A 22,114-nucleotide genomic window follows, 5' to 3' on the forward strand; every position below is an offset into this window, starting at 1 on the left:
TGCGCCTCGGTTACCGGCGAAGTGCTCGAAAACGTCTTCAAGGAACTGCGGCTGGCGGGCGTCGATCTCGGCGGCATGCTGCTCAAGCCCAACATGGTGCTACCCGGCATCAACTCGCGCGATCGCCCCTCGGTCGATGAAGTGGCCCGCCGCACCGTCGCCGTGCTGCGCGAGCATGTGCCCGCCGCCGTCCCCGGCATCGCGTTCCTCTCGGGCGGCCAGACCGACGAAGAGGCCACCGCACATCTGTCGGCCATGAACAACATCGCCGGCAAGCCCTGGCCGATGACCTTCTCCTATGGCCGCGCGCTGCAGAATGTCGCGCTGCGCACCTGGGCCGGTCGTCGGGAAAACTTCCCCGCCGCCCAGGCCGCCTTCACCCACCGCGCCCATATGAACTCGCTGGCCGCGCTTGGCAAATGGACCGGCGAACTCGATAAGGCCGCCTAAAGCTCTACCTGACGTCCCAACGTCACACTGCTGCGCGCCCCTCCTACCGGGAGGGCGCGCATTTTCTTTTGCGCCGCGTTTGCCCATCCCCTATGGAGGGGCCTCCTCTTTGTTGCCAAAATGGCCGATCATGAAGAGGTCGATAGCGTCGAGTATTGAGAACCATGTCCCCGCAGCTGTATTTGATTACCCCGGATGTCGCCGATCCAGCCAGCTTTGCCCAGACGCTGCTGGCCGTGCTGAACAGCGCCGCCTTCTCGGCCCTGCTGGTGCGCCGTGGCAAGCTCGACGATGCGGCCTATGCCAAGCTGGCCGCGCCATTGGTGAGTGTCGGCCAGAGTGCTGGCTGCGCTGTGCTGATCGAGGATGATGCGGCACTGGCCAAGCGGCTCGGCGCCGATGGCGTCCACGTCACGGGCGGACCGGCGGCGGTCAAAGCCGTGCTCGCCGCCGTCAAGCCGGCCATGATCGTTGGTACCGGGCCCGCGCCAACCCGCCACGACGCCATGACGGCTGGCGAACTCGACGTGGATTATCTGTTCTTCGGCCCACTCGAGGGCAGCAGTGACGCTGCTGCCGCCGACCTTGCCGAATGGTGGGCCGCAACCTTTGAAATTCCCGCCGTGCTCAGCGACCCCGGCGCCACCCCAGCTGTCGACCCGCGCGGCGCCGAGTTTCTGGCGCTGTCCAGCTCGATCTGGTCGGCCCCCGATCCTGCCGCCGCCGCCAGCGCCCTCAGCGCCGCGTTGACGGCGCCATGAGCAAACCGCGTTTCCGCCATCTGGCGCTGTTGATCCTGCTTCTGCCCCTCCCCGCCGTGGCGCAGGACGCCGCAGTGGTCGCAGCGCCCCAGGAAAACCCGGGCGAACGCATCAGCGATCAGGTCTTTGGCCCCCGCGTCCCCACCGATCTGGCTTTTGGCGCTTTCCAGCGCGGCTATTTCCTGACTGCGCTGGAATTCGCCCTCCCTCGCGCTGAACAGGGTGATGCCGCCGCGCAGACCCTGATTGCCGAAATTTACGCCAAGGGGTTGGGCGTCGCGCAGAACGACCAGCGCGCAGCCAGCTGGTATCAACTGGCCTCCAACAATGGCAACATGCTGGCCACTTTCGAGCTGGCGCTGCTGTATCAGGAGGGCGTCGGCGTGCCGAAGAACCGCGCCCGTGCCGCCGACCTGTTCAGCAAGGCTGCCGAGGCCGGCTATATCCCGGCCAAATATAATATGGCACTGCTCCATATCGAAGGCGTCTATGCCTCGCCCAGCCTCGCCACCGCCGCCGCCCTGATGAAGGAAGCGGCAGACGCCGAACTGCCCGAGGCGCAATATGATTACGGCACCATGCTGATCGAAGGCGCCGGGCTACCGCCCGACCCCGAGGCGGGCGCGCGCTATATCGAACGCGCCGCCATCCAGAATTTGCCCGCCGCTCAGGTCGATTATGCCACCCTGCTCTATATGGGAAAGGGGGTCGACAAGGATGTCGAGGCTGCCGCGAGCTGGTACGCCCGTGCCGCCGAGGCCGGCAACGCCGTGGCACAGAACCGGTATGCCAAGCTGCTCGCGGTTGGCGAAGGCGTGCCGCTCGATCTTGAGGGCGCAGCGATGTGGCGCGCCTTGTCGCGGCGCCAGGGCCTGAACGATCGCTCGCTGGACCGGCTGTTGATCTCCATTCCGCCGCAGGACCTGGCCAGGGCCGAGGAGCGTGCCCGGTTCTGGCCGTCGCCGGTGCCCTCCGATGCGCCCACCATCGAGACGATCCTCGAAATCCCCACGACAACAGCTCCGGACAGCGAAAATCCGGCACCGGCAAGCGAGGCCGATCCCGAGGCGCCCGACGCGCCCCCATCGAGTGAACCGCAAAACCCTTGAACCCACCGGCGTTCTGGGGCAATAAGCGCCACGCCCATCAGCCCAATCAACTTCGGCCAGCCGCATCCGGCGCGCGTGGCCCCCTCCAACCGTCGCGCACCCGAAAGCACCCACCCGCATGGCCAAGATCAATGGCAATGAAATTCGCCCCGGCTTTGTCATCAACCACCAGGACCGCCTCTGGGTCGCCGTCAAGGTCGATCATGTCAAGCCCGGCAAGGGCGGCGCCTATGCCCAGGTCGAACTCAAGGCGATCCTGACCGGCACCAAGCTCAATGAGCGCTTCCGCTCGGCAGAAACCGTTGAGCAGGTCGAACTTGAATTCCGCGACTTCACCTATCTCTACGAGCAGGGCGACAGTCTGGTATTCATGGATCAGCAGAACTATGAGCAGGTCGAACTGGCCAAGGCTTTCGTCGGCGAGCGCGCCGCCTTCCTCTCGGATGGCATGAAGATCACCCTCGAAATGCACGAAGACACCCCGCTGGGTGTCCGCTTCCCGCCCAATGTGGTACTCGAAGTGATTGAGGCCGATCCGGTCACCAAGGGACAGACTGCCTCCAACCAGTTCAAGCCGGCCAAGGTCGGCAATGGCCTCAAGGTCATGGTTCCACCCTTTATCGCCGTTGGCGAACGCATCGTCGTCGACACCACCGAAACCACCTATTTGCGTCGGGCGGACTGACAATGGCACGTTCTGCAATTCTCAATGTCATGGTAAGCGCGGCCACCAAGGCCGGACGATCGCTGACCAAGGACTTCAACGAAGTCGAAAACCTGCAGGTTTCCCGCAAGGGCCCGGCCGACTTCGTCTCCAAGGCCGATCTGCGCGCCGAGCAGATCATTTTCGCCGAGCTGCAAAAGGCCCGTCCCACCTATGCCTTCCTGATGGAAGAGGGTGGCGAAGTGGCCGGCACCGATGGCCAGCACCGTTGGATCGTTGATCCGCTCGATGGCACCACCAATTTCCTGCACTCGATCCCGCTCTTTGCCGTGGCCATTGCGCTCGAACGCGCCAATGAGATCGTCGCGGCAGTGATCTACAATCCCGTGCTCGATGAGCTCTACACCGCCGAAAAGGGCGGCGGCACCTGGCTCAATGATCGCAAGCGCCTGCGCGTTGCCGGTCGCAAGTCGCTGGCCGACGCCGTGGTTTGCACCGGCATCAAGACCCAGGGCACGGCCAATGACAGCCTGCAATTGCGTCAGCTGGCCCACATCAATCCGGCCGTGGCCGGCATTCGCCGCTCCGGCTCGATTGCCATGGACATGGCCTGGCTGGCCGCCGGCCGCTATGACGCGCTGTGGGAGGCGGGGCTGGCCCCGTGGGACGTGGCGCCCGGCATGCTGATGGTCAAGGAAGCCGGGGGCTTTGTCACCGACTATGCCGGTTCGCCCGGTTCGGTCTGGAATGGCCAGATCGTGGCGGGCAATGAAACGCTGCAGCCCGCGCTGCTCAAGGAACTCAAGCCAATCCAGTAGGATCGCTCCGACGCGGCGTCCTGCCCGGACGCCGCGTTCACAGCTGCCCGCCCATTAACCTTTGTCATTGCCCCATAACGCAGGTCTGACTAGTCTTGCGCGCAGTGATTTGCGGTTCGGGGCGAGGCAGAGGGCATAGATGACGCAAGGCTACGATCCTTACCACCTCGGCAGTCCCACTGTTTATCTGATCAAGATCCTGATTTTTCTGGTGCTGGTGGTGCTGGTTGGCGCCATCCTGTTCAGCACCATCTCCACATTTTTCTGGGCCAACCCCTTCATCAACTCGATGATTTTCTTCGCCCTGGCAATCGGCATCTTTCTCAGCTTCCGCCAGGTCGTGCGGCTGTTCCCCGAAGTGAAATGGGTCAATTCACTGCAGGACGGCACCACTACCGATGTGCGCGCCCCAATCCTGTTGGCCCCCGTTGCCGGCATTCTGCGCGAGCGCATCGGCGAAGCCGTGATCACCCCGACCTCGATGCGCTCGATCCTGGACAGCGTCGGCAACCGGCTTGATGAGGCCAAGGATACCTCGCGTTATCTGACCGGGCTCCTGGTGTTTCTCGGCTTGATGGGCACGTTTTACGGCCTGCTGCAGACCGTGACCTCGGTCGCCGGGGTCATCAACCAGCTCGACGTCACCGCGGGGGATTCCGCCGCCCTGTTTTCCAATCTCAAGGAAGGGCTGACCGCGCCGCTGGCCGGCATGGGCACCGCCTTCTCCTCCAGCCTGTTTGGCCTCGCCGGCTCGCTGGTGCTGGGCTTTCTCGACCTGCAAACCAGCCAGGCCCAGAACGCATTCTATACCGACCTCGAAGACTGGATGACCTCGATGACCGAGCTTGACCACCCGGTCAGCGCCATGCAGGCCAATGCCGGCGGGCCGGAAATGCAGGCCATGTTCGACAAGCTCGGCAGCTCGATGCAGAACCAGAACTCCAGCCAGAACGCCATTCGCGCCATGGCCGAACTGGCGCGCGGCATTGACGGCCTGGTCAAGCATATCCGCACCGAGCAGGATGATCTGCGCAAGCACATCGACGAGCAAGGTGAAACCAACCGCAAATTGCGCGAACTGATCGACGCCGTCCTGACCCAGTCCGACAACGAGCGGCGGAACTAGACCCATGCCGGGAGCCCGTTCCCGCCGGCGCATCGAGGCCAATTACTGGCCCGGTTTCGTCGACGCCCTGTCCAGCCTGCTGCTGGTGATCATTTTCATGCTCAGCCTGTTCATGCTGACCCAGTTCTTCCTGGGCCAGGAACTGCAGGGCCGTGACACCGCGCTCGCCCGCCTTAACAGCCAGATCGCCGAACTGACCGATCTGCTGCAGCTCGAGCGTGCCAATGCCGATGATCTCAACAGCCAGATCGCCAATCTCACCGCCACCCTGGGCAGTGCCCAGGCCGACAATGCCAGCCTTGCCAGCCAGCTTGCCGGCATTGGCGAGGGTGCGGATGAAAAGGACGCCGCCATTGCCGGCCTGCAGGGCGACCTGGAGGCTGCCCAGGAGCTGTCTGACGAGGCCAATGCCCAGGTGGCGCTGCTCAACCAGCAATTGGCTGCTTTGCGCACCCAGTTCGGCGCTTTGGAAACCGCATTGGAGGCCTCCGAAGCCCGCGACACCCAGTCGCGCACCCAGATCGCCGACCTCGGCCGGCGCCTCAATGTTGCCCTGGCCCAGCGCGTGCAGGATCTCACCCGCTATCGCTCGGATTTCTTTGGCCGCCTGCGGCAAATCCTGGAAGGCCGCGCCGATGTGCGCGTGGTAGGCGACCGCTTCGTCTTCCAGTCCGAAGTACTGTTCGGCCCTGGCGAGGCCGATGTGCAGCCCGAGGGCCTGCCCGACCTCGATGCCCTGGCCGATGCCATTCTGCAGCTCGAAACTGAAATTCCGACCGACATCAACTGGGTGCTGCGTATTGACGGCCATACTGACAGCCGCCCGATCAGCAATGCGCGCTTCCCATCCAACTGGGAGCTGTCAGCAGCCCGCGCCATTTCCGTCGCGCAATATCTGGTCAGCAGGGGCGTGTCACCCAACCGGCTGGTGGCCGCGGGCTTTGGCGAGTTCACCCCGCTTGATCCGGGCACGACTGACGAAGCCTATCGCCGCAACCGCCGTATCGAATTCAAGCTGACCGAAGGCTGACGCCTCAGACCGCTGGAATATCGTCCAGCCGGAACTGCAGCTTGGCCAGCTCGGCATAGCGGCCACCCTTGGCCACCAATTGGTCATGCGTGCCCTGATCAATGATCCGGCCACCATCCAGCACCAGGATCTTGTCGGCATCGCGGATCGTTGCCAGGCGATGGGCAATCACCAGCGTGGTACGGCCGCGCATCAAATGCTCCAAGGCAATCTGCACCAGTTGCTCGCTCTGGGCATCCAGCGCGCTTGTGGCTTCGTCGAGCAGCAGGATGGGCGCATTTTTCAGGATGGCGCGGGCGATCGCCAGCCGCTGCTTCTGTCCGCCCGACAGCATGACGCCGCGCTCGCCGACAATCGCATCATAGCCGAGCGGCAATTCCACGACAAAATCGTGCACCAAAGCGGCCTTGGCGGCAGCCTCGACCTCGGCCTGGCTCGCCTCGGGCTTACCAAACCGGATATTGTCGGCAATCGTGCCGGCAAAGATCGTGGGTTCCTGCTCGACATAGGCAAAGCGCTGGCGCAGTTCTTCCAGCCGCACATCACGAATGTCGATGCCGTCAACGCGGATGACCCCGGCCCCGACATCGTAAAACCGCTGCAGCAGGGCCAGGGTGGTCGACTTGCCCGAGCCGGACGGCCCAACCAGGGCGACGGTTTCACCCAGGTCCACGGTAAAGCTCAAATCGGTCAGCACGCGTTCAAAGCCGCTGGTCTGATAGCCGAAATCGACATTCTCGAAGGCCACTGTTCCCAGCGCCGGCACGGGCAGCGGTACTGGATTGACCGGATCTTTGATGTTGGCTTCAGTATCGAGAATTTCTGTCAGCCGCTCGGTTGCCCCGGCCACGGTCTGCAGAATGCCCAGGACTTCGCTGACATTGGTCAGGGCGCCCGAGGCCATCAGCGCATAGACCAGAAACTGCGTTAGCTGGCCAGCCGTGACCGTGCCGGCAAATACGGCTCGGGCACCCCACCAGACCAGGAACACCACGGCCGATGTACCCAGAAAGATGACCATGCCCACCAGCACCGAGCGCGCACCGAGGCGACGCACTTCGGCCTGATAGCTGTCCTCGCTGCGCGCATCATAAATCGCCGCCTGGGTATTTTCCTGGGTGAAGGATTTGACGGTACGGGTCGCGCCCAGCATCTCGGTGGCCATGGCACTCAGATCAGCCAGCGCGTCCTGGGTACGGCGCGACATGCCGCGCAGCCGGCGCGAATAGGCGATCAGTGGCAGCAGCAGCGCTGGCGCCGCAATAACCACCGCCAGTGTCAGCACCGGGCTGGTCAGGAACATCATGATCAGCGCGCCGATAATGGTGACCACCGAGCGCAGCGCCAGCGAAAAGCTGGAACCGACCGCATTGCGGATCACCGCCACGTCGCCATTGAGCCGGCTGGTCAGCTCGCCGACCCGATTGGTATCGAAATAGCGGGCGTCCAGCCGCAGCAGGTGCACAAACACCGCCTGGCGCAAATCGGCCAGCACGCGCTCACCAATCACCGAGATGAAATAGAACCGCGCCCCGCTGGCCAATGCCATGATCGCGGCAATGCCCACGATCAGCCAGCCATAGCGGCCAACATTCTCCAGGTTCTGTTCGATGAAGCCCTCATCGATGGCGCCGCCGAGCACGGCGGGAATCGAGAGCGACGACACCGCCGAAATCAGCAGGAACAGCACGGTGAGGGACAGCCGCACCGGATACTTCAGAATGAATGGTACCAGTCGACGCAGCGGCTGCAGCTTGCGCGGCGGCGTCACTGGTGCGATCTCGGGCTCATTCTGGGAGTTGCTGGAATCGGCCTGAACCGGAACGGTCTGGTCTGTCATCGCTCGGTCACGCCACTCTGTAGAGATGGGGTCCGGAACTTCCGGGCCGCGCTGTGGCTCCGATATAGGGACTGGTCAGGCGGGCGGCAACCGCTTTGTCCGGCGTGAAATTGCCGCGCCACGCCCTTGCAGAGTGCATGGGCTTTCTGTATGAAGCGGCCAACACCAATTCTAGATGCTCTCCGGGCGCTGCGGCGCCCGTTTGATTTGAGGCGAATACCATGAAGGCTGATATCCATCCGGACTACCACGTGATCAATGTGGTGATGACCGACGGCACCAAGTACCAGACTCGTTCGACCTACGGCAAAGAGGGCGACACGCTGCAGCTGGACATCGACTCCAAGACCCATCCCGCCTGGACTGGCGGCACGGGCCAGCTGCTTGATCGCGGCGGCCGCGTTTCGCGCTTCAAGGAGCGCTTCAAGGGTCTGGGCATCTAAGCCAGCCTGCGACAGAATTGAAAAGCCCGGCCATCGTGCCGGGTTTTTTTATGTCACTGCGGTATCCTCAACACGCATGGTGGCGGCCCTAAGCCCGGGCGAAGGCTGCCTTCAGCCGCGCCAACTGATCGGCAATGCCATTGGCGGTGCCCGGATCAAGCTCGCTCATCTTGCCGCGTTCCAGCGCGTCAAACTGCATGACCCGATCAAATAGCCGGTCACCCTTGTCGATATAGTCGCGCAGCTTCTCCGGCAATTGGTCATAGCCCGGGCCGCCGCGCTGCGACGGCGTCGCCGAGAACTTGACCTTTTCCTTTTCGGAGCGGGCATTTTCCTTGGTGATTTCACCTTCATTGACGGCGCGTTGCAGCAGCAGCCAGGAGGCCAGCTGCATCAGCCGTGTGGTCAGGCGCATGGATTCGGTGGCGTAGACGAAGGAGGCCTCGCGGCTGAGAATACGGCTATCGCCGCGACCCTCGCCATCCAGATAACCGGCCACATCCTCGATCAGCGCCATGCCTTCGCGATACAACACGCCAAAGCCACCTGCGGCCACGATGCGGGGACCAATCGCGATGGCCGATCCAGTCTCGTTCACATCCGCCAACCAGCTGTCTCCTCACGCACCAACCACTGCCGACGCTTACGCCAGCCATTATCCTATCACGCACCATGACAATGAACGGAGTTTTAAGACAACGGCAAGGGGATGAGCAATAGACGCCTGAAAAGAAAAAAGAGCGGGATGAACCGCTCTCGAAGTTAACAGGGAGGCGTCAAACAGAGGGAGAAACCGCTCTGAAAAATCCAGAACAAACTGAATAATGAGACGTTACGGTCAAACTGTTAATTGCGAGTTAACAAGACTCGATTTCTTAACCCTAACATTTGTCGAGCTGTTCACTTCCACCCGCAGGGCAGGGCAACTGGAGTCAACGCACAATCAATGAGTCGCTCCGACGACCAGCAGTCTCTCGCTGCCTGGCTGATCGTGTCGCCGTGCCCTGATGGAGAGCAAGATATGACCAGCCTGTCCCCCAGCGCCGCCGCTGGCCTGCTTATGGGTCTGATGGCTATCGCTGGCACGACGCCCGACACCGCTCGTCGCGCTCAGGCTGACGGGGCGCGGGGCAGCGCCAATCGCGACCATCATGATCAGTCCCACCGCACCCGCACCGCTACGGCCCCCGGCGACGCCCAATCCCGTCCGCCAAGGGCAGCCGACGAACTATGGTGCCCGTAGCGGCCCGTCAGAACTTGAAGATCGACTTCGCCGCCTGCAGCGTTTGCCCCCGCGCATCAATTGCCGCGCGCAGGCGCAGTATCTCTGCTTCAAGCAGGGCAATGCGTTCGGTGAGTTCTTCGACCGACATCGTATCGATCACCATGCCGACCTCATGCGCCCTCGGCTTGCTGTTTATGTCTTCGTCCATGGCGGCCTCCTGCACTAGGATTTTTCAGCTTAGCGTGACGGGCTTGCGGAACAAACCCACTTCGCACAGCATGCCGTCATGACCCAAGCCCATACTCTGCCCGACACCATGCACGCTGTTGCCATCAGCACGCCCGGCGGCCCAGACGTTCTGCGGCGCCAGCCTTGGCCCATGCCGACTTGCGGCGCAGGCGACCTGCTGATCCGCGTCGCCGCCAGCGGCGTCAACGGTCCCGATCTGGCGCAACGGCGTGGCCAATATGATCCCCCACCCGGTGCCTCGCCCCTGCCCGGTCTGGAAGTTGCCGGCGTGATCGCCGCAATCGGCAGCGCTGTCGAGGGCTGGCAGATTGGCGATCGGGTCATGGCGCTGACCAATGGCGGCGGCTATGCCGATTTTGTCGCCGTCCCGGCGGGCCAGGCGCTGCCGGTACCCGCTGGCTGGACCCTCAGTGAAGCCGCCGCGCTACCTGAAACCTGGTTCACCGTGACCCAGACCCTGGTGCTGCGCGCCGGGCTCGATCTCGGCATGAGTGTCATGATACACGGCGCTGCCGGCGGCATTGGTGGCGCCGCGATCCAGATCGCCACCCTGTTGGGCGCCCGCGCGATCGCCGTGGTCTCCTCCGCCGCCAAGGCCGACTATGCCACCCGCCTGGGCGCGGTCGCCACCATTGATTACACCAGCGAGAATATTGCTACCCGCGCGCTTGAGCTCACCGAGGGTCGCGGCGTTGATCGCGTGCTCGACATCATTGGCGGCGCCATGGCCCAGACCAATCTGGCCGCCTCGGCCGGTGGCGGACACATTGTGCAGGTTTCAACCCTTGACGGGGCCAAGGCCGAAATCTCGCTGCGCACCATCATGGCCAAGCAATTGACACTCTCGGGCTCGACGCTGCGCCCCCAGACGGCGGCGACCAAGGCTGTCATCGCCAGCTATATGAGAGCCCACCTGCTGCCGGCGCTGGCAGCACCCGGTTTCACCAGACCCATGGTCACCAGCTTCCCGATCGAACAGGCGGCGCAGGCCCATGCCAGCATGGAAGCCCGCGGTCACATCGGCAAACTGGTGCTGGTGAGCCCCTTCGGCGCCGGGCAATAGCTGACCAGCCAGTGGGCAAATGCCATATTACCATTGCGGATCGGGCCAGGAATCCATATATTGGCGAAGTTCCCCCTCAGCATGAAGCAAAGAGGCGGAGCGGTCCGGAGGAAAACCGGCCGCGCCTGCAGGAGAGATTTATCATGACCCAGCCACTGTTGATGCCCAAGGCGACTGCCGTTTGGCTCGTCGACAACACTGCGCTGTCGTTCGACCAGATCGCCGCCTTCTGCACGCTGCATCCACTCGAAGTTCAGGGTATTGCCGATGGCGACGTCGCCGGCGGCATCATGGGCGCCAACCCGATCCAGAACGGTCAGTTGACGCGCGAAGAGATCGAAAAGGCCGAAGCCGATCCAGCCTACCGCCTCCAGCTCAGCGAACCCAAGGTTCGCGTCGCCGCTGCCAAGCGCAAGGGCCCGCGCTACACCCCGATTTCCCGTCGCAATGAGCGTCCCAACGCCATCAAGTGGCTGGTACGCAATCATCCCGAACTCAAGGACGCCCAGATCATGCGTCTGGTCGGCACCACCAAGTCGACCATCGACTCGGTGCGCGAGTCCACGCACTGGAATGCCGCCAATCTGGCCGCCATGGACCCCGTCACTCTGGGTCTGTGCAGCCAGATCGACCTCGATCTGGAAGTCGGGCGCGCTTCCAAGGGTGGTCCGGGCGTTGACCTGGCCGAAGAAGGCACCATGTTGATGACCGCCGAGGAAGCCCTGGCCCGCTCCGGCGCCCGTGGCCACAGTGACGAGAACAGCGAATTCGCGGCCAACGATCATCGCCCCGCTGAAGCGCAGGACGATTTCGATGCTGCTTCGGTTTTCTCCAAGCTCAAATCGGTTCACAACGATTCCGACAACTAACTAGGAACTGGCCAGCAGAATGGAAAACAACCTCCTGCTGGCCATTTTCGTCCTGCTGGCGGCCAGCGTGGCGCTGGTCCCCCTGGCCAAGGCCGCGGGTCTTGGCACGGTGCTGGGTTATCTTGCCGCTGGCGTGCTGATCGGCCCTTATGGCCTGCGCCTGGTGGCCGACACCGATACCATCCGCCACATTGCCGAATTCGGCATTGTCATGATGCTGTTTCTGATCGGCCTGGATCTGCAGCCCAGGGAAATGTGGCGCATGCGTCACAAGGTGCTCGGCCTGGGCGTCACCCAGAACATTGTCACCTCAGCGGTCATCACTTTGCTGCTGACGCTGACCGGCATGTCCTGGAATGTCGCCGTCATCATGGCACTGGCGCTGTCCATGTCCTCGACCGCCATTGCCATGCAAACCGTCGAGCAGCGCGGCATCACCGCTACCGACACCGGCCGCGCCAGTCTCGCCGTGCTGCTGGTGCAGGATGTCGCCATCATTCCGGTGCTGGCGGCCATTCCGCTGCTGGCCATTGCCAGCAGTGGTGCGGCCATTGATGCCGAGGTCAATCAGGCCGTTGCGGCGCTGGAGAATCCTGTCGACTGGCTGATGCCGCTTTCCGTGGTCGGTGCCTTCATCGCCGCCCTGCTGGCAGGCCGCTATCTGGTGCACCCGCTGCTGGGCTATGTCGCCCGCACCGGCGTGCGCGAGGCCTTCACCGCCACGGGGCTGGCCATGGTGGTTGGCGCCGCCTTTGTCACTCAGCAACTTGGGCTTTCCCCCGCACTTGGGGGATTTATCGGCGGCGTGCTGCTCACCGACAGCGAGTATCGCCATGAACTGGTAAGCAATCTGGAGCCCTTCAAGGGGCTGCTGCTGGGGCTGTTCTTCATCTCGGTGGGCATGTCGATCGCCTTTTCCGTTCTGGCCACCGATCCGATCCGCATCACCATTATCGTCATCGGGCTGGTCGCCATAAAAATGGTGGTCCTGTTCGCTCTGGCGTCGATGTTCCGCATGCACTTTGCCGACCGCATGCTGTTCGCGGTCATGCTCAGCCAGGCCGGCGAATTCGCCTTTGTCGTGCTGCAACTGGCCCGCACCAAGAACGCCATTGCCACCGCCGACTACGACATCATGAGCGTGGTCGTGGCGCTCTCCATGGTCACCACGCCGCTGCTGCTGTTCATCTTTGACAAGCTAATCGCCCCGCGCCTCCATGGCCGGGCTACACCGCCCCCCGACGAATCCATTGATGAACAACGCAAGATCGTTGTGTTGGGCTATGGTCGCTTCGGCCAGATCGTCACGCGCATGCTGCGCGCGCAGGGCTTCGAAATGACCCTGATTGATGATGATCCGGTTCAGATTGCCCTGGTGCGCCGATTTGGCGTCAAGGTGTTCTATGGCGATGCCGCCCGCCTTGATCTGCTGCATGCCGCCGGTGTGCAGCGTGCAGATCTGGTGGTCATCGCTGTTGGGGGCCGCGATCGCATTCTGGCCGTTGCCCGCAATGTTCACCGCCATTTTCCCCACGTCACCGTCGCAGCCCGTGCCGTTGATCGTGGTCATGCCCATGAACTGATGGCCATGGGCATCGAGGTCTTCGAGCGTGAAACCTTTCTCTCCGCCATCAATCTGGGCGCCAAGGTGCTTGTCAGGCTTGGCTATGATACCGACGAGGCCGAGCGTCTGGCTCGCGCCTTCGAAGAACATGATAATCAATTGCTGCAGGACAGTTTTGCGGTCCGCGGCGACGAACAGGCCTATATCGGCATGGTCCGGAGCGCCATGGGCCTGCTCAACGCGACCATGAAGGCGGATACGTCCGCCCCCAGGCTTGACAACGACGAGCCTGGGCGTACCGAGTAGTACGCACCCTCCCGGACTGACTTCATGCCCATGCTCGATCCCTATTTCCTCGCGGTCGCCGTTTTCACCGTACTGCTCGTCGGTTTGTCCAAGGCGGGCCTGCTGGGCAGTCTGGGCATGGTTGGCGTGCCCCTGCTCAGCCTGATTATGCCGGCCCGTGACGCCGCAGGCGTATTGCTGCCGGTACTGATCGCCATGGATATCATCGCCGTCTATGCCTATCGCAATGACGTGGACTGGCGTCTGCTACGCATCATGTTGCCGGGAGCCGCCGTGGGCACGCTTGTCGGCTGGGTGCTGTGGTCTTTCGTGTCCGACGATATGGTATTGCTGTTTGTCGGCATCGTGACCCTGCTGTTCATTCTCGACGCCATCCTGCCACTGCGCAAGAAACTTGAGGGACTGCCGCCATCACGTCCCTGGGGCATATTCTGGGGTAGTTTTGCCGGTTTCACCAGTTTCATCAGCCACACTGGTGGTCCGCCATACCAGATCTATGCACTGCCCCAACGTCTGCCGCCGGCGATTTACGCCGGCACGAGTGCGGTGTTCTTTTTCATCGTCAACTCCGCCAAGCTGATCCCTTATTTCTTTCTGGGTCAGCTCAACGTCCACAATTTGCAGCTCTCGGCCATGTTCATCCCGGTTGGGATTGCCGGTGTCTTTGCCGGCATCTTCCTGGTCCGCCGCATTTCGATGCAACTGTTCTACCGCATTGCCTATTGGCTGGTTTTTCTGCTCGCGCTCAAACTGGTCTGGGATGGTGCACGCGGGGTGTTTCTCGGTCTCTGACCGCATCGCCCCGACCGCCAGCAACAAAAAGGGCCGCAGCTTTCACTGTGACCCTCCACCCCGATTGGGGGAAACGGCGCCGCCGTCTTATCCTGTCATGCTGAACTTGTTGAGTGCGTCCTTTATCTCGAGTTTTTTGCGCTTCAGCGCGGTAACCGTCAGACTGTCGGCCTTGGAATTATGCAGCTCGGCCTCGATCTGGCGATCCAACTCTTGATGGCGCCGTTCGAGCGCCGCGATATGCCCTTCAGTCGTCATAACAACTCCTTGCAAGCCTCTGTGGACGACTGATCGTCACAAATAATTCATGCAATGTCGACCGTCTTGATGAGTGCGTGGAAAATTGGGTGCAAATGCCCGTCTGATCGGTTAACCAAGGGTATGTGTTACGGGGTTTGGGTGCGCTCGAATTGATGTTGTCGCTCACCAAAGAACAAGAAGCCAAATATGGTCTGGAACTGGCAACAAAACGCCAGGAACACAGCGATCTCAATGCGGCAATCGATACGCTGACCCAGTCTCATGTGGCCGATCGCATGCTCATTCAGCGCCTCAAAAAGCGCAAGCTGGCGCTCAAGGATCGCATCACCGAGCTGGAGAATATTCTTCTGCCCGATATCATCGCCTGATGGCACCGCAGCCTTGATGTATGGCAACATTTAGGCTAGGTCCGCGCTTTGCAAAGACCGATGGGGGAATCGGCCGTGCTCACCCAACCACAGATCGCCATCGTCATGGGCAGCCAGTCGGACTGGCCCACCATGCGTCTCGCCGCCGAAACCCTCGAAGCTCTCGAGGTCGAGTATGAGGCGCGCATTGTCTCGGCCCACCGCACCCCTGAGCGTCTGTTCGAATTTGCCAGCAATGCCCGGGCCGAGGGCTTCAAGGTCATCATCGCCGGCGCCGGGGGTGCAGCCCACCTGCCCGGCATGATTGCCGCCATGACCCCGCTGCCGGTGTTTGGTGTGCCGGTCCGCTCCAAATCGCTCAACGGGCAGGACAGCCTGCTCTCCATCGTCCAGATGCCCGGCGGCATTCCCGTCGGCACGCTGGCCATTGGTGAGCCCGGCGCCATCAACGCCGCACTGATTGCCGCCGCCGTGCTGGCGCTGTTCGATGATGATCTGGCTGATCGCCTCGACCGCTATCGTGCCCGCCAGACGGCCGCTGTCCCCCTGTTTCCTGCCGATACCGAGTAGACTGTGACGCAAAATACCACGCCGCTGCCCGTCGGCAGCATGATTGGCATTCTCGGTGGTGGCCAGCTCGGGCGCATGCTCTCGCTCGCGGCCAGCCGCCTGGGCATGCGCACCCATATCTTCTGCCCCGACCCCGATAGCCCGGCCTTTGAGGTTACCCCGCACAAGACCGTGGCGGCCTATGACGACAAGGCTGCGCTGGCCGCCTTTGCCGATGCAGTCGATGTCATCACCTATGAATTCGAGAACGTCCCGGCGGCCACGGCGGCGCTGCTGGCCGCACGCAAGCCTTTGCATCCGGGGGCCAACGCCCTGGCCATTGCCCAGGACCGGTTGGCCGAAAAGACCTTCCTGGCCAGCAAGAACATCCCCGTCGCGGCCTATCGCGCCGTCGCGACGCTGGCCGATCTGGAGGCCGCCATTGACGCGCTGGGTCTGCCAGCCGTGCTCAAGACCACGCGGCTGGGTTATGACGGCAAGGGCCAGCGGGTGCTGCGCGAGCGCTCTGATGCTGCAGCAGCTTTTGCGGCTCTTGAGCCGAAGCCGCTGGTGCTTGAGGCCTTTGTGCCGTTCGATATGGAAATCTCGGTTGTGGTGGCCCGCAATGCCAGTGGCGAAGTCAAAAGCTTTGATCCGGCCGAAAACGTCCACACCAACCATATCCTGCACACCAGCACGGTGCCGGCCAATATCGCGCCCGGCGTCGAAAAGCATGCCGCCATGCTGGCCAAGGTCATCGTGGTGGCACTTGACTATGTCGGTGTGCTCGGCGTCGAGTTTTTCGTGGTGCCCGGCACCGACCGCCCCAGCCTGATTGTCAACGAGATCGCGCCCCGCGTGCACAATTCAGGCCACTGGACCGAAGCAGTCTGCCTCACCGACCAGTTCGAACAGCACATCCGCGCCGCGCTCGGCTGGCCGCTGGGCGACCCGGCTCGCATGGCCGATGTGGTGATGGAAAATCTCATCGGCGATGATGTCGCCCGGGTGCCCGCCGGGATCGATGGCAATACCCAGCCTCATCTCTACGGCAAGTCTGAAGCCCGCCCGGGCCGCAAGATGGGCCATATCAACCGCATCACCCGCCGCTTCTGAACCATCAGACGCGCGCCAGCCAGGTGCGCATCGCCGCGCCCACGGCCTCGGGCGCCTCCATGGTCGACATATGCCCGGCGCCTGCAAACACCGCCAGCGCTGCCTCCGGGATGGCCGCAGCCATCTCCTGCGCCAGTTCCGGGGGTGTCAGCGTATCAAACTCTCCCACCCCCACCAGCGTCGGCACGTCAATCGCGCCCAGCGATGGACGCGAGTCGATTCGCTCCATGATCGCTCGCTGATGTCGCAGATATACCTCGGCTCCGGTCCGCTCGGACATCGCGATCACCTCGGCAGCCACCGGCTGGTCCAGATGCTGCGGCGCCAGCAGGCCCGGCTGCATTGCCCGCACCACCAGCCCGAACTTGCCCTGCGCCGCCGCTGCCATGCCGGTCCGCCGCACCTCGCGCCGGGCATCGTCGTCCGGCCGGGCCGAGGTATCGAGCAGGGCCAGCCCCATTACCCGCTCCGGCGCCTGTCGCATGACCTCAAGCGCCACATAGCCACCCATGGATAGCCCGGCCAGACAGAATCGCTGCGGCGCCGCCGCCAGCACGAGGTGCGCCATGCCGGCTATCGTTTCTCCAACACTCAGATCGACCACTTTGGAGTCTGCAATGTCGGCCAGCCCGGCTGCAACATCGCGCCATAACCGCTCGTCACAATTCAAACCCGGCAGCAGCATCAGTGTATCAGTCAAGTCCCGCCTCCTTGGGTAACCCATTGTGCGGACTGTTTGCCGCGCCGGCAATTCAGGCAATCCGTACCGCACGACTTCCCTGGTTTTTCTCCACGAGTCGGTGGACAAGGTCCGATAGCTGAGCTATAGAGCGGCCCACGGTGATCAGCCCTGCTGGTCGGCGACGGGGTATCTTGCCGCGGCGCCACGATCCAAACCCACATGTCCAAGCTTCGAAAGGGCGGTTGACCTTTGCAAGTAGTCGTTCGCGATAATAATGTTGATCAGGCGCTCCGCGCGCTTAAAAAGAAGCTGCAGCGCGAAGGCGTGTTCCGGGAGATGAAGCTTCGTAACTATTACGAAAAGCCATCTGAGAAGAAGGCTCGCCAGAAGGCCGAGGCAATTCGCCGGGCCCGCAAGCTGGCTCGCAAGCGCCTGCAGCGTGAAGGTGGTCTGCCGGCTCCGGCACCACGTCCGGGTCAGCCCGTGCGTCCTAGCGCAGCGACAACGCCGCGCAACTAAGCGCACTGTCGCACAGAAATTTGCAGCGCCGCCCCTCGGGGCGGCGTTTTGCTGTGTCCAGTTCGCGCCAGCTCAGCTCTGGTGTGCAAGGATGGTCCTGGAGCCGAAAGCCCATCCGCTGCAACCCGACCGCGATCGGTCAGCCTGGCCACGAGAGTGCGCCGCCGCTCGTCTCAAAGCGGGTGCGCGGTGGCGACATCGGCGTCTTGAGCGGTGCCGTCACCGAGCGGCCATCGCCCGCCCAAAGAAGGGTTTGGCGCGCTGCCAGATGCCCCCATCCCAGAGATCACCATGCCCGGCCCCCGGCTCGATCCACAGCTCGTCCTTGTTGGGCACCAGGTCATAGACCCGCTGGCCATTGCTGACATCGATGGTGAGATCGCCTGTGCCATGCGCCACCAGCACCGGCTCCGCGACATCAACGATCCAATGACTGACCGGGAACTGATCCTGCATCACCAACGCCACCGGCAGGTAGGGATAGCGCTCACTGCCGACGGTTGCGGCCGACAGGAATGGGGTCTCCAGCAACAAGGCCTCGGCGTCGCGGATACTGGCAACATAGCTCGCTGGCCCCGTGCCCAGCGAGCGCCCCCAGATCAGGATGGGAAAGCCCAGCTGGCTGGCCCAGTCAAATGCATTGGTGGCATCCTCGAGAATCCCCGCCTGGCTGATCGCGCCGGGCGACAACGGAAAGCCGCGATAGTCGAACGATAAAAAGCCATAACCATCGGCCACGAACTGCTCGAAGCGTTCGTGTTCCTCGCTGAAACTGCCTGAATTGCCCTTGTAGTAGATGATCAGCGGCTTGCCGGCAGCCGGCGCCTGATACCAGCCATTGATCACCCCGTCTCCGGACGGAATGGCCACGGTTTGCGCCCCGCGCAGCGTCGTATCGGCCAGCGCCGTGACAGGCCCGGCCGGATCATATTGCAGCGCCCGCTGATTGACATACATGTAGCCGACCACCCCGGCATAGGCGATCACCAGTACCAGTGCCGCCACCAGCACAATACGGATAAGCAATTTCACCGATCTGACCTCGAACAATGAGCGGTGCGAGCCTACACGAACGGCACGGCAATTCCAGTCATAGCCCGCTTCAGAGCTCGTCGATGGTCTGGGCCAAAGCGCGATCAAACACTTCGTCGGGCTGGGCGCCCGATAGCGCATATTTCTCGCCGAAGATGAAGAACGGCACGCCCCGAATACCCTGCGCCGCAGCGTCGGTGGCCAGTTGCTCGGTGATCGCCAACTCGTTCCCGTCGTTTATCGCATCGAGCACTTCGCCGCGCTCCATGCCGTATTCTACGGCGATATCGGCGAGCACATTGTCATCATGGATATCACGATGTTCGAGGAAATATGCGTTGGCAATCGCCTTGGACAGTTCAAACTGAATGCCCAGCGGCTTGGCCAGACGGGTCACAGTATGCGCCTTGTTGGTCGGATAGCGGCGCTCGGTCTTGCTGAGATCAAGATCAATGCCCAGTCGCTTGGCTTCGCCCTCGACCCGTTCCCACATCTCGCGCGGGTCACGACCATATTTCTCCCGCAGCATCTCGATCACGTTGACGCCCTCCTCGGGCGTATTGGGATCGAGATAGAATGGGTGGTTTTCAACTACCACCTCGACATCGTCGGGCAGCGCGGCAATCGCCTTGTCCAGCCGCGCCGAACCGATCACGCACCACGGGCAGACAACATCGGTGAACACATCAATCTCGAGCATCTTGGTCATGGCAATTCCCTTTTGCTCCCCACATGGCGCGGAACGCAGGCAACTGCAAGAACGCACCCCGATGTAACCGGGTCTACTGCGGGGCCTGGCCCTGTGCATTGGTGAGGCTGAAGGGCGGCGTCCAGCCAGCGGCCAAACTGAGGCCAACAAAGGCGCTGAGCCCCATCCAGGCCAGCCCCGGTGCCATGATCAGCGCGGCGCGCGGCGAAATCTGTGCCACGCGCACGACGGTAGACAGGCCGACCAGCAACAGCAGCATCGACAGCACGGCCAAGGCAAAGGAATCGAGCAAGAAGACGACAAAGGGAAAGCCGATCGTGCCGGCCATCAGCGCCACCAGCCACCAGCCCGCGCGCCGCCCGGCCGTTCCGCGGCCAGCGACCATCCAGCGGGCCACGCCAAACAGCGGCAGGCTACCGATATGCAGGGCCGCGCCCAGCCAACCGGGCAAGGCGAACGGGGCAAAGAACAGCGGCAACACGCCGTTGAGTTCGGCCAGCCCATTGGCGATGACAAACACGCTAAGCGGCAGACAGATGCTGAGTACCAGTCCAAGGGTGTCGCGCCGATTGCTGTCAAACGCGGCAAAGCCCGAAAAACCTGATTGAACTGGAACTGAGATTGCGCTGCTGGTCGCCATGGTCGGCTCCCGCCGTTGCCTCTAACTGCAGAAGTAACGGCGTTTGCGGCAATAGAGTTCCGTATGGGTCAATTCCACCCGCCCTCGTGCCGCGTCACCCCTCTTGCGCAACAGCATCAGCAACTGTATCGGCAGGGGTGATGCGCATCGGCTCGCCTTCCCCCTCGGCGCCAGAGACCAGCGCAGGGGCCCACACTGGCAGCGGCCCGTTTGTCCAGCCCGGAGTAACCTGATGACCGATTTCGCCGACCGCCTGGACGCGCTGGAAACCCGCATTGCCTATCAGGACCAGACCATCGATGAGCTGAACGCGACCATCACGGCGCAGTGGCAGCAGATTGATCTGCTCAAGCGCAAGCTCGACACCATTGAGCAGCAGGTCCGCTCCGGCGTCCACATCGCCGATCCTTCCAGCGAACAGCCGCCGCCGCATTATTGAGGCATCCGGAATGCAAAAGGCCCGCCGAAGCGGGCCCTTTTAGATTTTCGAACCAGCCTAGTGGCCGAGCGCCTTGACGATGTCCTCGGTCATCTTCTTGGCATCGCCGAACAGCATCATGGTGTTGTCGCGGAAGAACAGCTCGTTCTGCACCCCGGCATAACCCGCTGCCATGCCGCGCTTGATGAACAGCACCGTGCCGGCGTCTTCGACATTGAGCACCGGCATGCCGTAGATCGGCGAGGTCTTGTCGGTCTTCGCGGACGGGTTGGTCACGTCATTGGCGCCAATCACGAAGGCCACGTCAGACTGGGCAAATTCGGAGTTGATGTCATCGAGTTCGAACACTTCGTCATATGGCACATTGGCCTCTGCCAGCAGCACGTTCATGTGTCCGGGCATGCGGCCGGCCACCGGATGGATGGCGTATTTGACCGTGACGCCCTCTGCCTTGAGCAGGTCGGCCATTTCGCGCAGCGCATGCTGGGCCTGGGCCACCGCCATGCCGTAACCGGGCACGATGATCACCTTGCCGGCGTTCTTCATCAGGAAGGCTGCGTCATCAGCCGCCCCCTGCTTGACCGGACGCTCGTCTTCGACGCCCGCGGCAGCACTGCCGCTATCGCCACCAAAGCCGCCCAGGATCACCGAAATGAAACTCCGGTTCATCGCCTTGCACATGATGTAGCTCAGGATCGCGCCCGAGGAACCCACCAGCGCGCCGGTGATGATCAGCGCCGTATTGCCCAGCGTAAAGCCGATACCGGCCGCAGCCCAACCCGAATAGGAGTTGAGCATCGACACCACCACCGGCATGTCCGCGCCACCGATCGGGATAATCATCAACCCGCCCAGGATCAGGGCAATGATGGTGATCAGCCAGAACAGCATGGGGTCAGCCGAGACGGTGAAGGCCCAGACCAGCGCCAGCAATACCACCGCCATCGCGATATGGATGAGGTGACGCATCGGCAGGATGATCGGCTTGCCGCTCATATTACCGTTCAGCTTGGCAAAGGCGATGACCGAGCCGGTAAAGGTGAAGGCACCGATGGCCACACCAATGCTCATTTCCACCAGCGCCTGCGCATGGATCAGGCCCACAGCCAGACCGGTCGCGGGGTCGATGTCGATAATGCCGAAGGCTTCGGGCGCATAGAGCGCTGCAGCGGCCACGAACACCGCCGCCAAGCCGACCAGCGAGTGGAATGCCGCCACCAATTGCGGCATATCGGTCATTTTGACGGTACGGGCCATATAGGCACCAATGCCGCCACCCAGAGCAATACCGCCAATGATCAGCACCCAGCTGATCAGATCACTGGGCGCGGCAACGGCCAGCGTGGTGAGGATGGCGATGCCCATGCCCACCATACCATAAGTATTGCCCTGCCGGGCTGTCCGGGGGCTGGAAAGGCCGCGCAGCGCCATGATGAACAGCACGCCGGAGACCAGATAGAGAAGGGCTGCAATATCCGCAGAGATCATTG

The 22,114-nt window shown here is 62.5% G+C and carries 27 protein-coding genes; 18 read left to right on the forward strand and 9 right to left on the reverse strand.

Translation table 11 applies throughout. From position 1 onward, the window contains the following. From Q8O80_RS16060 to Q8O80_RS16090, 7 genes are all read left to right on the forward strand, one after another. A partial coding sequence (locus Q8O80_RS16060; protein WP_305581049.1) for a class I fructose-bisphosphate aldolase occupies positions 1 to 450 on the forward strand: 450 nt, incomplete at its 5' end. A gap of 164 nt (positions 451 to 614) precedes the next feature. Then, on the forward strand, positions 615 to 1,211 hold the full coding sequence (locus Q8O80_RS16065) for a thiamine phosphate synthase (RefSeq protein ID WP_305581051.1): 597 nt from the start codon (positions 615 to 617) through the stop codon (positions 1,209 to 1,211). Further along, a complete protein-coding gene (locus Q8O80_RS16070) occupies positions 1,208 to 2,320 on the forward strand; it encodes a tetratricopeptide repeat protein (RefSeq protein ID WP_305581053.1) in 1,113 nt (370 codons plus the stop codon). Before Q8O80_RS16065 ends, Q8O80_RS16070 begins: the two co-directional genes overlap by 4 nt. Positions 2,321 to 2,438: 118 nt before the next feature. Next, entirely contained in the window at positions 2,439 to 3,005 is a 567-nt protein-coding gene (gene efp, locus Q8O80_RS16075; protein WP_305581055.1) for an elongation factor P, read from the forward strand. 2 nt (positions 3,006 to 3,007) lie between these two features. After that, entirely contained in the window at positions 3,008 to 3,802 is a 795-nt protein-coding gene (locus Q8O80_RS16080) for an inositol monophosphatase family protein (RefSeq protein ID WP_305581057.1), read from the forward strand. Positions 3,803 to 3,941: 139 nt separating this feature from the next. After that, complete coding sequence (locus Q8O80_RS16085; RefSeq protein ID WP_305581059.1) at positions 3,942 to 4,928, forward strand: flagellar motor protein MotA; 987 nt, start codon at positions 3,942 to 3,944, stop codon at positions 4,926 to 4,928. A 4-nt stretch (positions 4,929 to 4,932) separates the two neighbouring features. Continuing rightward, entirely contained in the window at positions 4,933 to 5,958 is a 1,026-nt protein-coding gene (locus Q8O80_RS16090) for a peptidoglycan -binding protein (RefSeq protein WP_305581061.1), read from the forward strand. 4 nt (positions 5,959 to 5,962) lie between these two features. Here the strand turns inward: Q8O80_RS16090 and Q8O80_RS16095 are convergent, their stop codons facing one another. Beyond that, positions 5,963 to 7,798: an ABC transporter transmembrane domain-containing protein gene (locus Q8O80_RS16095; RefSeq protein ID WP_305581063.1), complete on the reverse strand. Its 1,836-nt coding sequence runs from the start codon at positions 7,796 to 7,798 to the stop codon at positions 5,963 to 5,965. Positions 7,799 to 8,019: 221 nt separating this feature from the next. Here Q8O80_RS16095 and rpmE point away from each other — a divergent pair, with 221 nt between their 5' ends. Then, positions 8,020 to 8,241: a 50S ribosomal protein L31 gene (gene rpmE / locus Q8O80_RS16100; RefSeq protein WP_305581065.1), complete on the forward strand. Its 222-nt coding sequence runs from the start codon at positions 8,020 to 8,022 to the stop codon at positions 8,239 to 8,241. Between the two features lie 88 nt (positions 8,242 to 8,329). Here the strand turns inward: rpmE and Q8O80_RS16105 are convergent, their stop codons facing one another. Further along, positions 8,330 to 8,839, reverse strand: coding sequence for a DUF1465 family protein (locus Q8O80_RS16105; protein WP_305581107.1), 510 nt, complete (start codon positions 8,837 to 8,839; stop codon positions 8,330 to 8,332). 423 nt (positions 8,840 to 9,262) lie between these two features. Here Q8O80_RS16105 and Q8O80_RS16110 point away from each other — a divergent pair, with 423 nt between their 5' ends. Then, positions 9,263 to 9,484, forward strand: a complete 222-nt coding sequence (locus tag Q8O80_RS16110; protein ID WP_305581067.1) for a hypothetical protein — start codon at positions 9,263 to 9,265, stop codon at positions 9,482 to 9,484. 7 nt (positions 9,485 to 9,491) lie between these two features. Here Q8O80_RS16110 and Q8O80_RS16115 read toward each other — a convergent pair whose 3' ends face one another. Beyond that, entirely contained in the window at positions 9,492 to 9,674 is a 183-nt protein-coding gene (locus Q8O80_RS16115; RefSeq protein WP_305581068.1) for a DUF1192 domain-containing protein, read from the reverse strand. 78 nt (positions 9,675 to 9,752) lie between these two features. On the opposite strand from Q8O80_RS16115, the gene Q8O80_RS16120 reads away from it, so the two are divergent. The 4 genes from Q8O80_RS16120 (at position 9,753) to Q8O80_RS16135 (ending at position 14,309) form a co-directional block, all read left to right on the forward strand. After that, positions 9,753 to 10,778 carry an NAD(P)H-quinone oxidoreductase gene (locus Q8O80_RS16120; protein WP_305581071.1) on the forward strand — a complete coding sequence of 342 codons (1,026 nt, stop codon included), beginning with the start codon at positions 9,753 to 9,755 and terminating at the stop codon, positions 10,776 to 10,778. Positions 10,779 to 10,921: 143 nt separating this feature from the next. Beyond that, positions 10,922 to 11,647 carry a DUF1013 domain-containing protein gene (locus tag Q8O80_RS16125; RefSeq protein ID WP_305581073.1) on the forward strand — a complete coding sequence of 242 codons (726 nt, stop codon included), beginning with the start codon at positions 10,922 to 10,924 and terminating at the stop codon, positions 11,645 to 11,647. A 19-nt stretch (positions 11,648 to 11,666) separates the two neighbouring features. Further along, on the forward strand, positions 11,667 to 13,517 hold the full coding sequence (locus Q8O80_RS16130) for a monovalent cation:proton antiporter-2 (CPA2) family protein (protein ID WP_305581075.1): 1,851 nt from the start codon (positions 11,667 to 11,669) through the stop codon (positions 13,515 to 13,517). Between the two features lie 24 nt (positions 13,518 to 13,541). Next, the gene (locus tag Q8O80_RS16135; RefSeq protein ID WP_305581077.1) at positions 13,542 to 14,309 is read left to right on the forward strand and encodes a sulfite exporter TauE/SafE family protein; all 768 of its coding nucleotides are present in this window, start codon (positions 13,542 to 13,544) and stop codon (positions 14,307 to 14,309) included. 87 nt (positions 14,310 to 14,396) lie between these two features. On the opposite strand, the gene Q8O80_RS16140 is transcribed toward Q8O80_RS16135, so the two are convergent. Then, the gene (locus tag Q8O80_RS16140; RefSeq protein WP_305581079.1) at positions 14,397 to 14,567 is read right to left on the reverse strand and encodes a YdcH family protein; all 171 of its coding nucleotides are present in this window, start codon (positions 14,565 to 14,567) and stop codon (positions 14,397 to 14,399) included. A 155-nt stretch (positions 14,568 to 14,722) separates the two neighbouring features. Between Q8O80_RS16140 and Q8O80_RS16145 the strand changes: the two genes are divergently transcribed. From Q8O80_RS16145 to Q8O80_RS16155, 3 genes are all read left to right on the forward strand, one after another. After that, positions 14,723 to 14,938 (forward strand): YdcH family protein, encoded by a 216-nt coding sequence (locus Q8O80_RS16145; protein WP_305581109.1) that lies wholly within the window; start codon positions 14,723 to 14,725, stop codon positions 14,936 to 14,938. 75 nt (positions 14,939 to 15,013) lie between these two features. Beyond that, a complete protein-coding gene (purE, locus tag Q8O80_RS16150; RefSeq protein WP_347946735.1) occupies positions 15,014 to 15,508 on the forward strand; it encodes a 5-(carboxyamino)imidazole ribonucleotide mutase in 495 nt (164 codons plus the stop codon). Positions 15,509 to 15,511: 3 nt separating this feature from the next. Beyond that, complete coding sequence (locus Q8O80_RS16155) at positions 15,512 to 16,603, forward strand: 5-(carboxyamino)imidazole ribonucleotide synthase (protein WP_305581083.1); 1,092 nt, start codon at positions 15,512 to 15,514, stop codon at positions 16,601 to 16,603. Between the two features lie 4 nt (positions 16,604 to 16,607). Here the strand turns inward: Q8O80_RS16155 and Q8O80_RS16160 are convergent, their stop codons facing one another. Next, positions 16,608 to 17,303, reverse strand: a complete 696-nt coding sequence (locus tag Q8O80_RS16160; protein ID WP_305581085.1) for an alpha/beta fold hydrolase — start codon at positions 17,301 to 17,303, stop codon at positions 16,608 to 16,610. A 231-nt stretch (positions 17,304 to 17,534) separates the two neighbouring features. Here Q8O80_RS16160 and rpsU point away from each other — a divergent pair, with 231 nt between their 5' ends. Next, positions 17,535 to 17,804 (forward strand): 30S ribosomal protein S21, encoded by a 270-nt coding sequence (gene rpsU, locus Q8O80_RS16165; RefSeq protein WP_305581087.1) that lies wholly within the window; start codon positions 17,535 to 17,537, stop codon positions 17,802 to 17,804. A 219-nt stretch (positions 17,805 to 18,023) separates the two neighbouring features. Here rpsU and Q8O80_RS16170 read toward each other — a convergent pair whose 3' ends face one another. The 3 genes from Q8O80_RS16170 to Q8O80_RS16180 all read right to left on the reverse strand — a co-directional run bounded on the left by Q8O80_RS16170 (position 18,024) and on the right by Q8O80_RS16180 (position 20,185). Continuing rightward, positions 18,024 to 18,836, reverse strand: a complete 813-nt coding sequence (locus Q8O80_RS16170) for an alpha/beta hydrolase (RefSeq protein WP_305581089.1) — start codon at positions 18,834 to 18,836, stop codon at positions 18,024 to 18,026. A 70-nt stretch (positions 18,837 to 18,906) separates the two neighbouring features. Continuing rightward, positions 18,907 to 19,545: a DsbA family oxidoreductase gene (locus Q8O80_RS16175; RefSeq protein WP_305581091.1), complete on the reverse strand. Its 639-nt coding sequence runs from the start codon at positions 19,543 to 19,545 to the stop codon at positions 18,907 to 18,909. A 73-nt stretch (positions 19,546 to 19,618) separates the two neighbouring features. Beyond that, positions 19,619 to 20,185 carry a tryptophan-rich sensory protein gene (locus Q8O80_RS16180; protein WP_305581093.1) on the reverse strand — a complete coding sequence of 189 codons (567 nt, stop codon included), beginning with the start codon at positions 20,183 to 20,185 and terminating at the stop codon, positions 19,619 to 19,621. A 232-nt stretch (positions 20,186 to 20,417) separates the two neighbouring features. Here Q8O80_RS16180 and Q8O80_RS16185 point away from each other — a divergent pair, with 232 nt between their 5' ends. Continuing rightward, on the forward strand, positions 20,418 to 20,624 hold the full coding sequence (locus tag Q8O80_RS16185) for a SlyX family protein (protein ID WP_305581095.1): 207 nt from the start codon (positions 20,418 to 20,420) through the stop codon (positions 20,622 to 20,624). Between the two features lie 57 nt (positions 20,625 to 20,681). On the opposite strand, the gene Q8O80_RS16190 is transcribed toward Q8O80_RS16185, so the two are convergent. Then, positions 20,682 to 22,112: an NAD(P)(+) transhydrogenase (Re/Si-specific) subunit beta gene (locus Q8O80_RS16190; RefSeq protein WP_371136226.1), complete on the reverse strand. Its 1,431-nt coding sequence runs from the start codon at positions 22,110 to 22,112 to the stop codon at positions 20,682 to 20,684. Positions 22,113 to 22,114: the final 2 nt, after the last annotated feature.

Origin of the sequence: Devosia sp. (assembly GCF_030689745.1) — a bacterium.
Taxonomy (GTDB): Bacteria; Pseudomonadota; Alphaproteobacteria; order Rhizobiales; family Devosiaceae; genus Devosia; species Devosia alba.

Bases quoted from the DNA above. Each gene is read 5' to 3' on its own strand.
- Q8O80_RS16090 (WP_305581061.1), top strand. From the start codon at position 4,933: ATGCCGGGAGCCCGTTCCCGCCGGCGCATCGAGGCCAATTACTGGCCC.
- Q8O80_RS16085 (WP_305581059.1), top strand. From the start codon at position 3,942: ATGACGCAAGGCTACGATCCTTACCACCTCGGCAGTCCCACTGTTTAT.
- Q8O80_RS16110 (WP_305581067.1), top strand. From the start codon at position 9,263: ATGACCAGCCTGTCCCCCAGCGCCGCCGCTGGCCTGCTTATGGGTCTG.
- Q8O80_RS16190 (WP_371136226.1), bottom strand. From the start codon at position 22,112: ATGATCTCTGCGGATATTGCAGCCCTTCTCTATCTGGTCTCCGGCGTG.
- Q8O80_RS16185 (WP_305581095.1), top strand. From the start codon at position 20,418: ATGACCGATTTCGCCGACCGCCTGGACGCGCTGGAAACCCGCATTGCC.
- Q8O80_RS16175 (WP_305581091.1), bottom strand. From the start codon at position 19,545: ATGACCAAGATGCTCGAGATTGATGTGTTCACCGATGTTGTCTGCCCG.
- Q8O80_RS16080 (WP_305581057.1), top strand. From the start codon at position 3,008: ATGGCACGTTCTGCAATTCTCAATGTCATGGTAAGCGCGGCCACCAAG.
- Q8O80_RS16115 (WP_305581068.1), bottom strand. From the start codon at position 9,674: ATGGACGAAGACATAAACAGCAAGCCGAGGGCGCATGAGGTCGGCATG.
- Q8O80_RS16135 (WP_305581077.1), top strand. From the start codon at position 13,542: ATGCCCATGCTCGATCCCTATTTCCTCGCGGTCGCCGTTTTCACCGTA.
- Q8O80_RS16180 (WP_305581093.1), bottom strand. From the start codon at position 20,185: ATGGCGACCAGCAGCGCAATCTCAGTTCCAGTTCAATCAGGTTTTTCG.
- Q8O80_RS16120 (WP_305581071.1), top strand. From the start codon at position 9,753: ATGACCCAAGCCCATACTCTGCCCGACACCATGCACGCTGTTGCCATC.
- rpmE (WP_305581065.1), top strand. From the start codon at position 8,020: ATGAAGGCTGATATCCATCCGGACTACCACGTGATCAATGTGGTGATG.
- Q8O80_RS16125 (WP_305581073.1), top strand. From the start codon at position 10,922: ATGACCCAGCCACTGTTGATGCCCAAGGCGACTGCCGTTTGGCTCGTC.
- Q8O80_RS16095 (WP_305581063.1), bottom strand. From the start codon at position 7,798: ATGACAGACCAGACCGTTCCGGTTCAGGCCGATTCCAGCAACTCCCAG.
- Q8O80_RS16130 (WP_305581075.1), top strand. From the start codon at position 11,667: ATGGAAAACAACCTCCTGCTGGCCATTTTCGTCCTGCTGGCGGCCAGC.
- Q8O80_RS16065 (WP_305581051.1), top strand. From the start codon at position 615: ATGTCCCCGCAGCTGTATTTGATTACCCCGGATGTCGCCGATCCAGCC.
- Q8O80_RS16145 (WP_305581109.1), top strand. From the start codon at position 14,723: ATGTTGTCGCTCACCAAAGAACAAGAAGCCAAATATGGTCTGGAACTG.
- Q8O80_RS16070 (WP_305581053.1), top strand. From the start codon at position 1,208: ATGAGCAAACCGCGTTTCCGCCATCTGGCGCTGTTGATCCTGCTTCTG.
- Q8O80_RS16140 (WP_305581079.1), bottom strand. From the start codon at position 14,567: ATGACGACTGAAGGGCATATCGCGGCGCTCGAACGGCGCCATCAAGAG.
- efp (WP_305581055.1), top strand. From the start codon at position 2,439: ATGGCCAAGATCAATGGCAATGAAATTCGCCCCGGCTTTGTCATCAAC.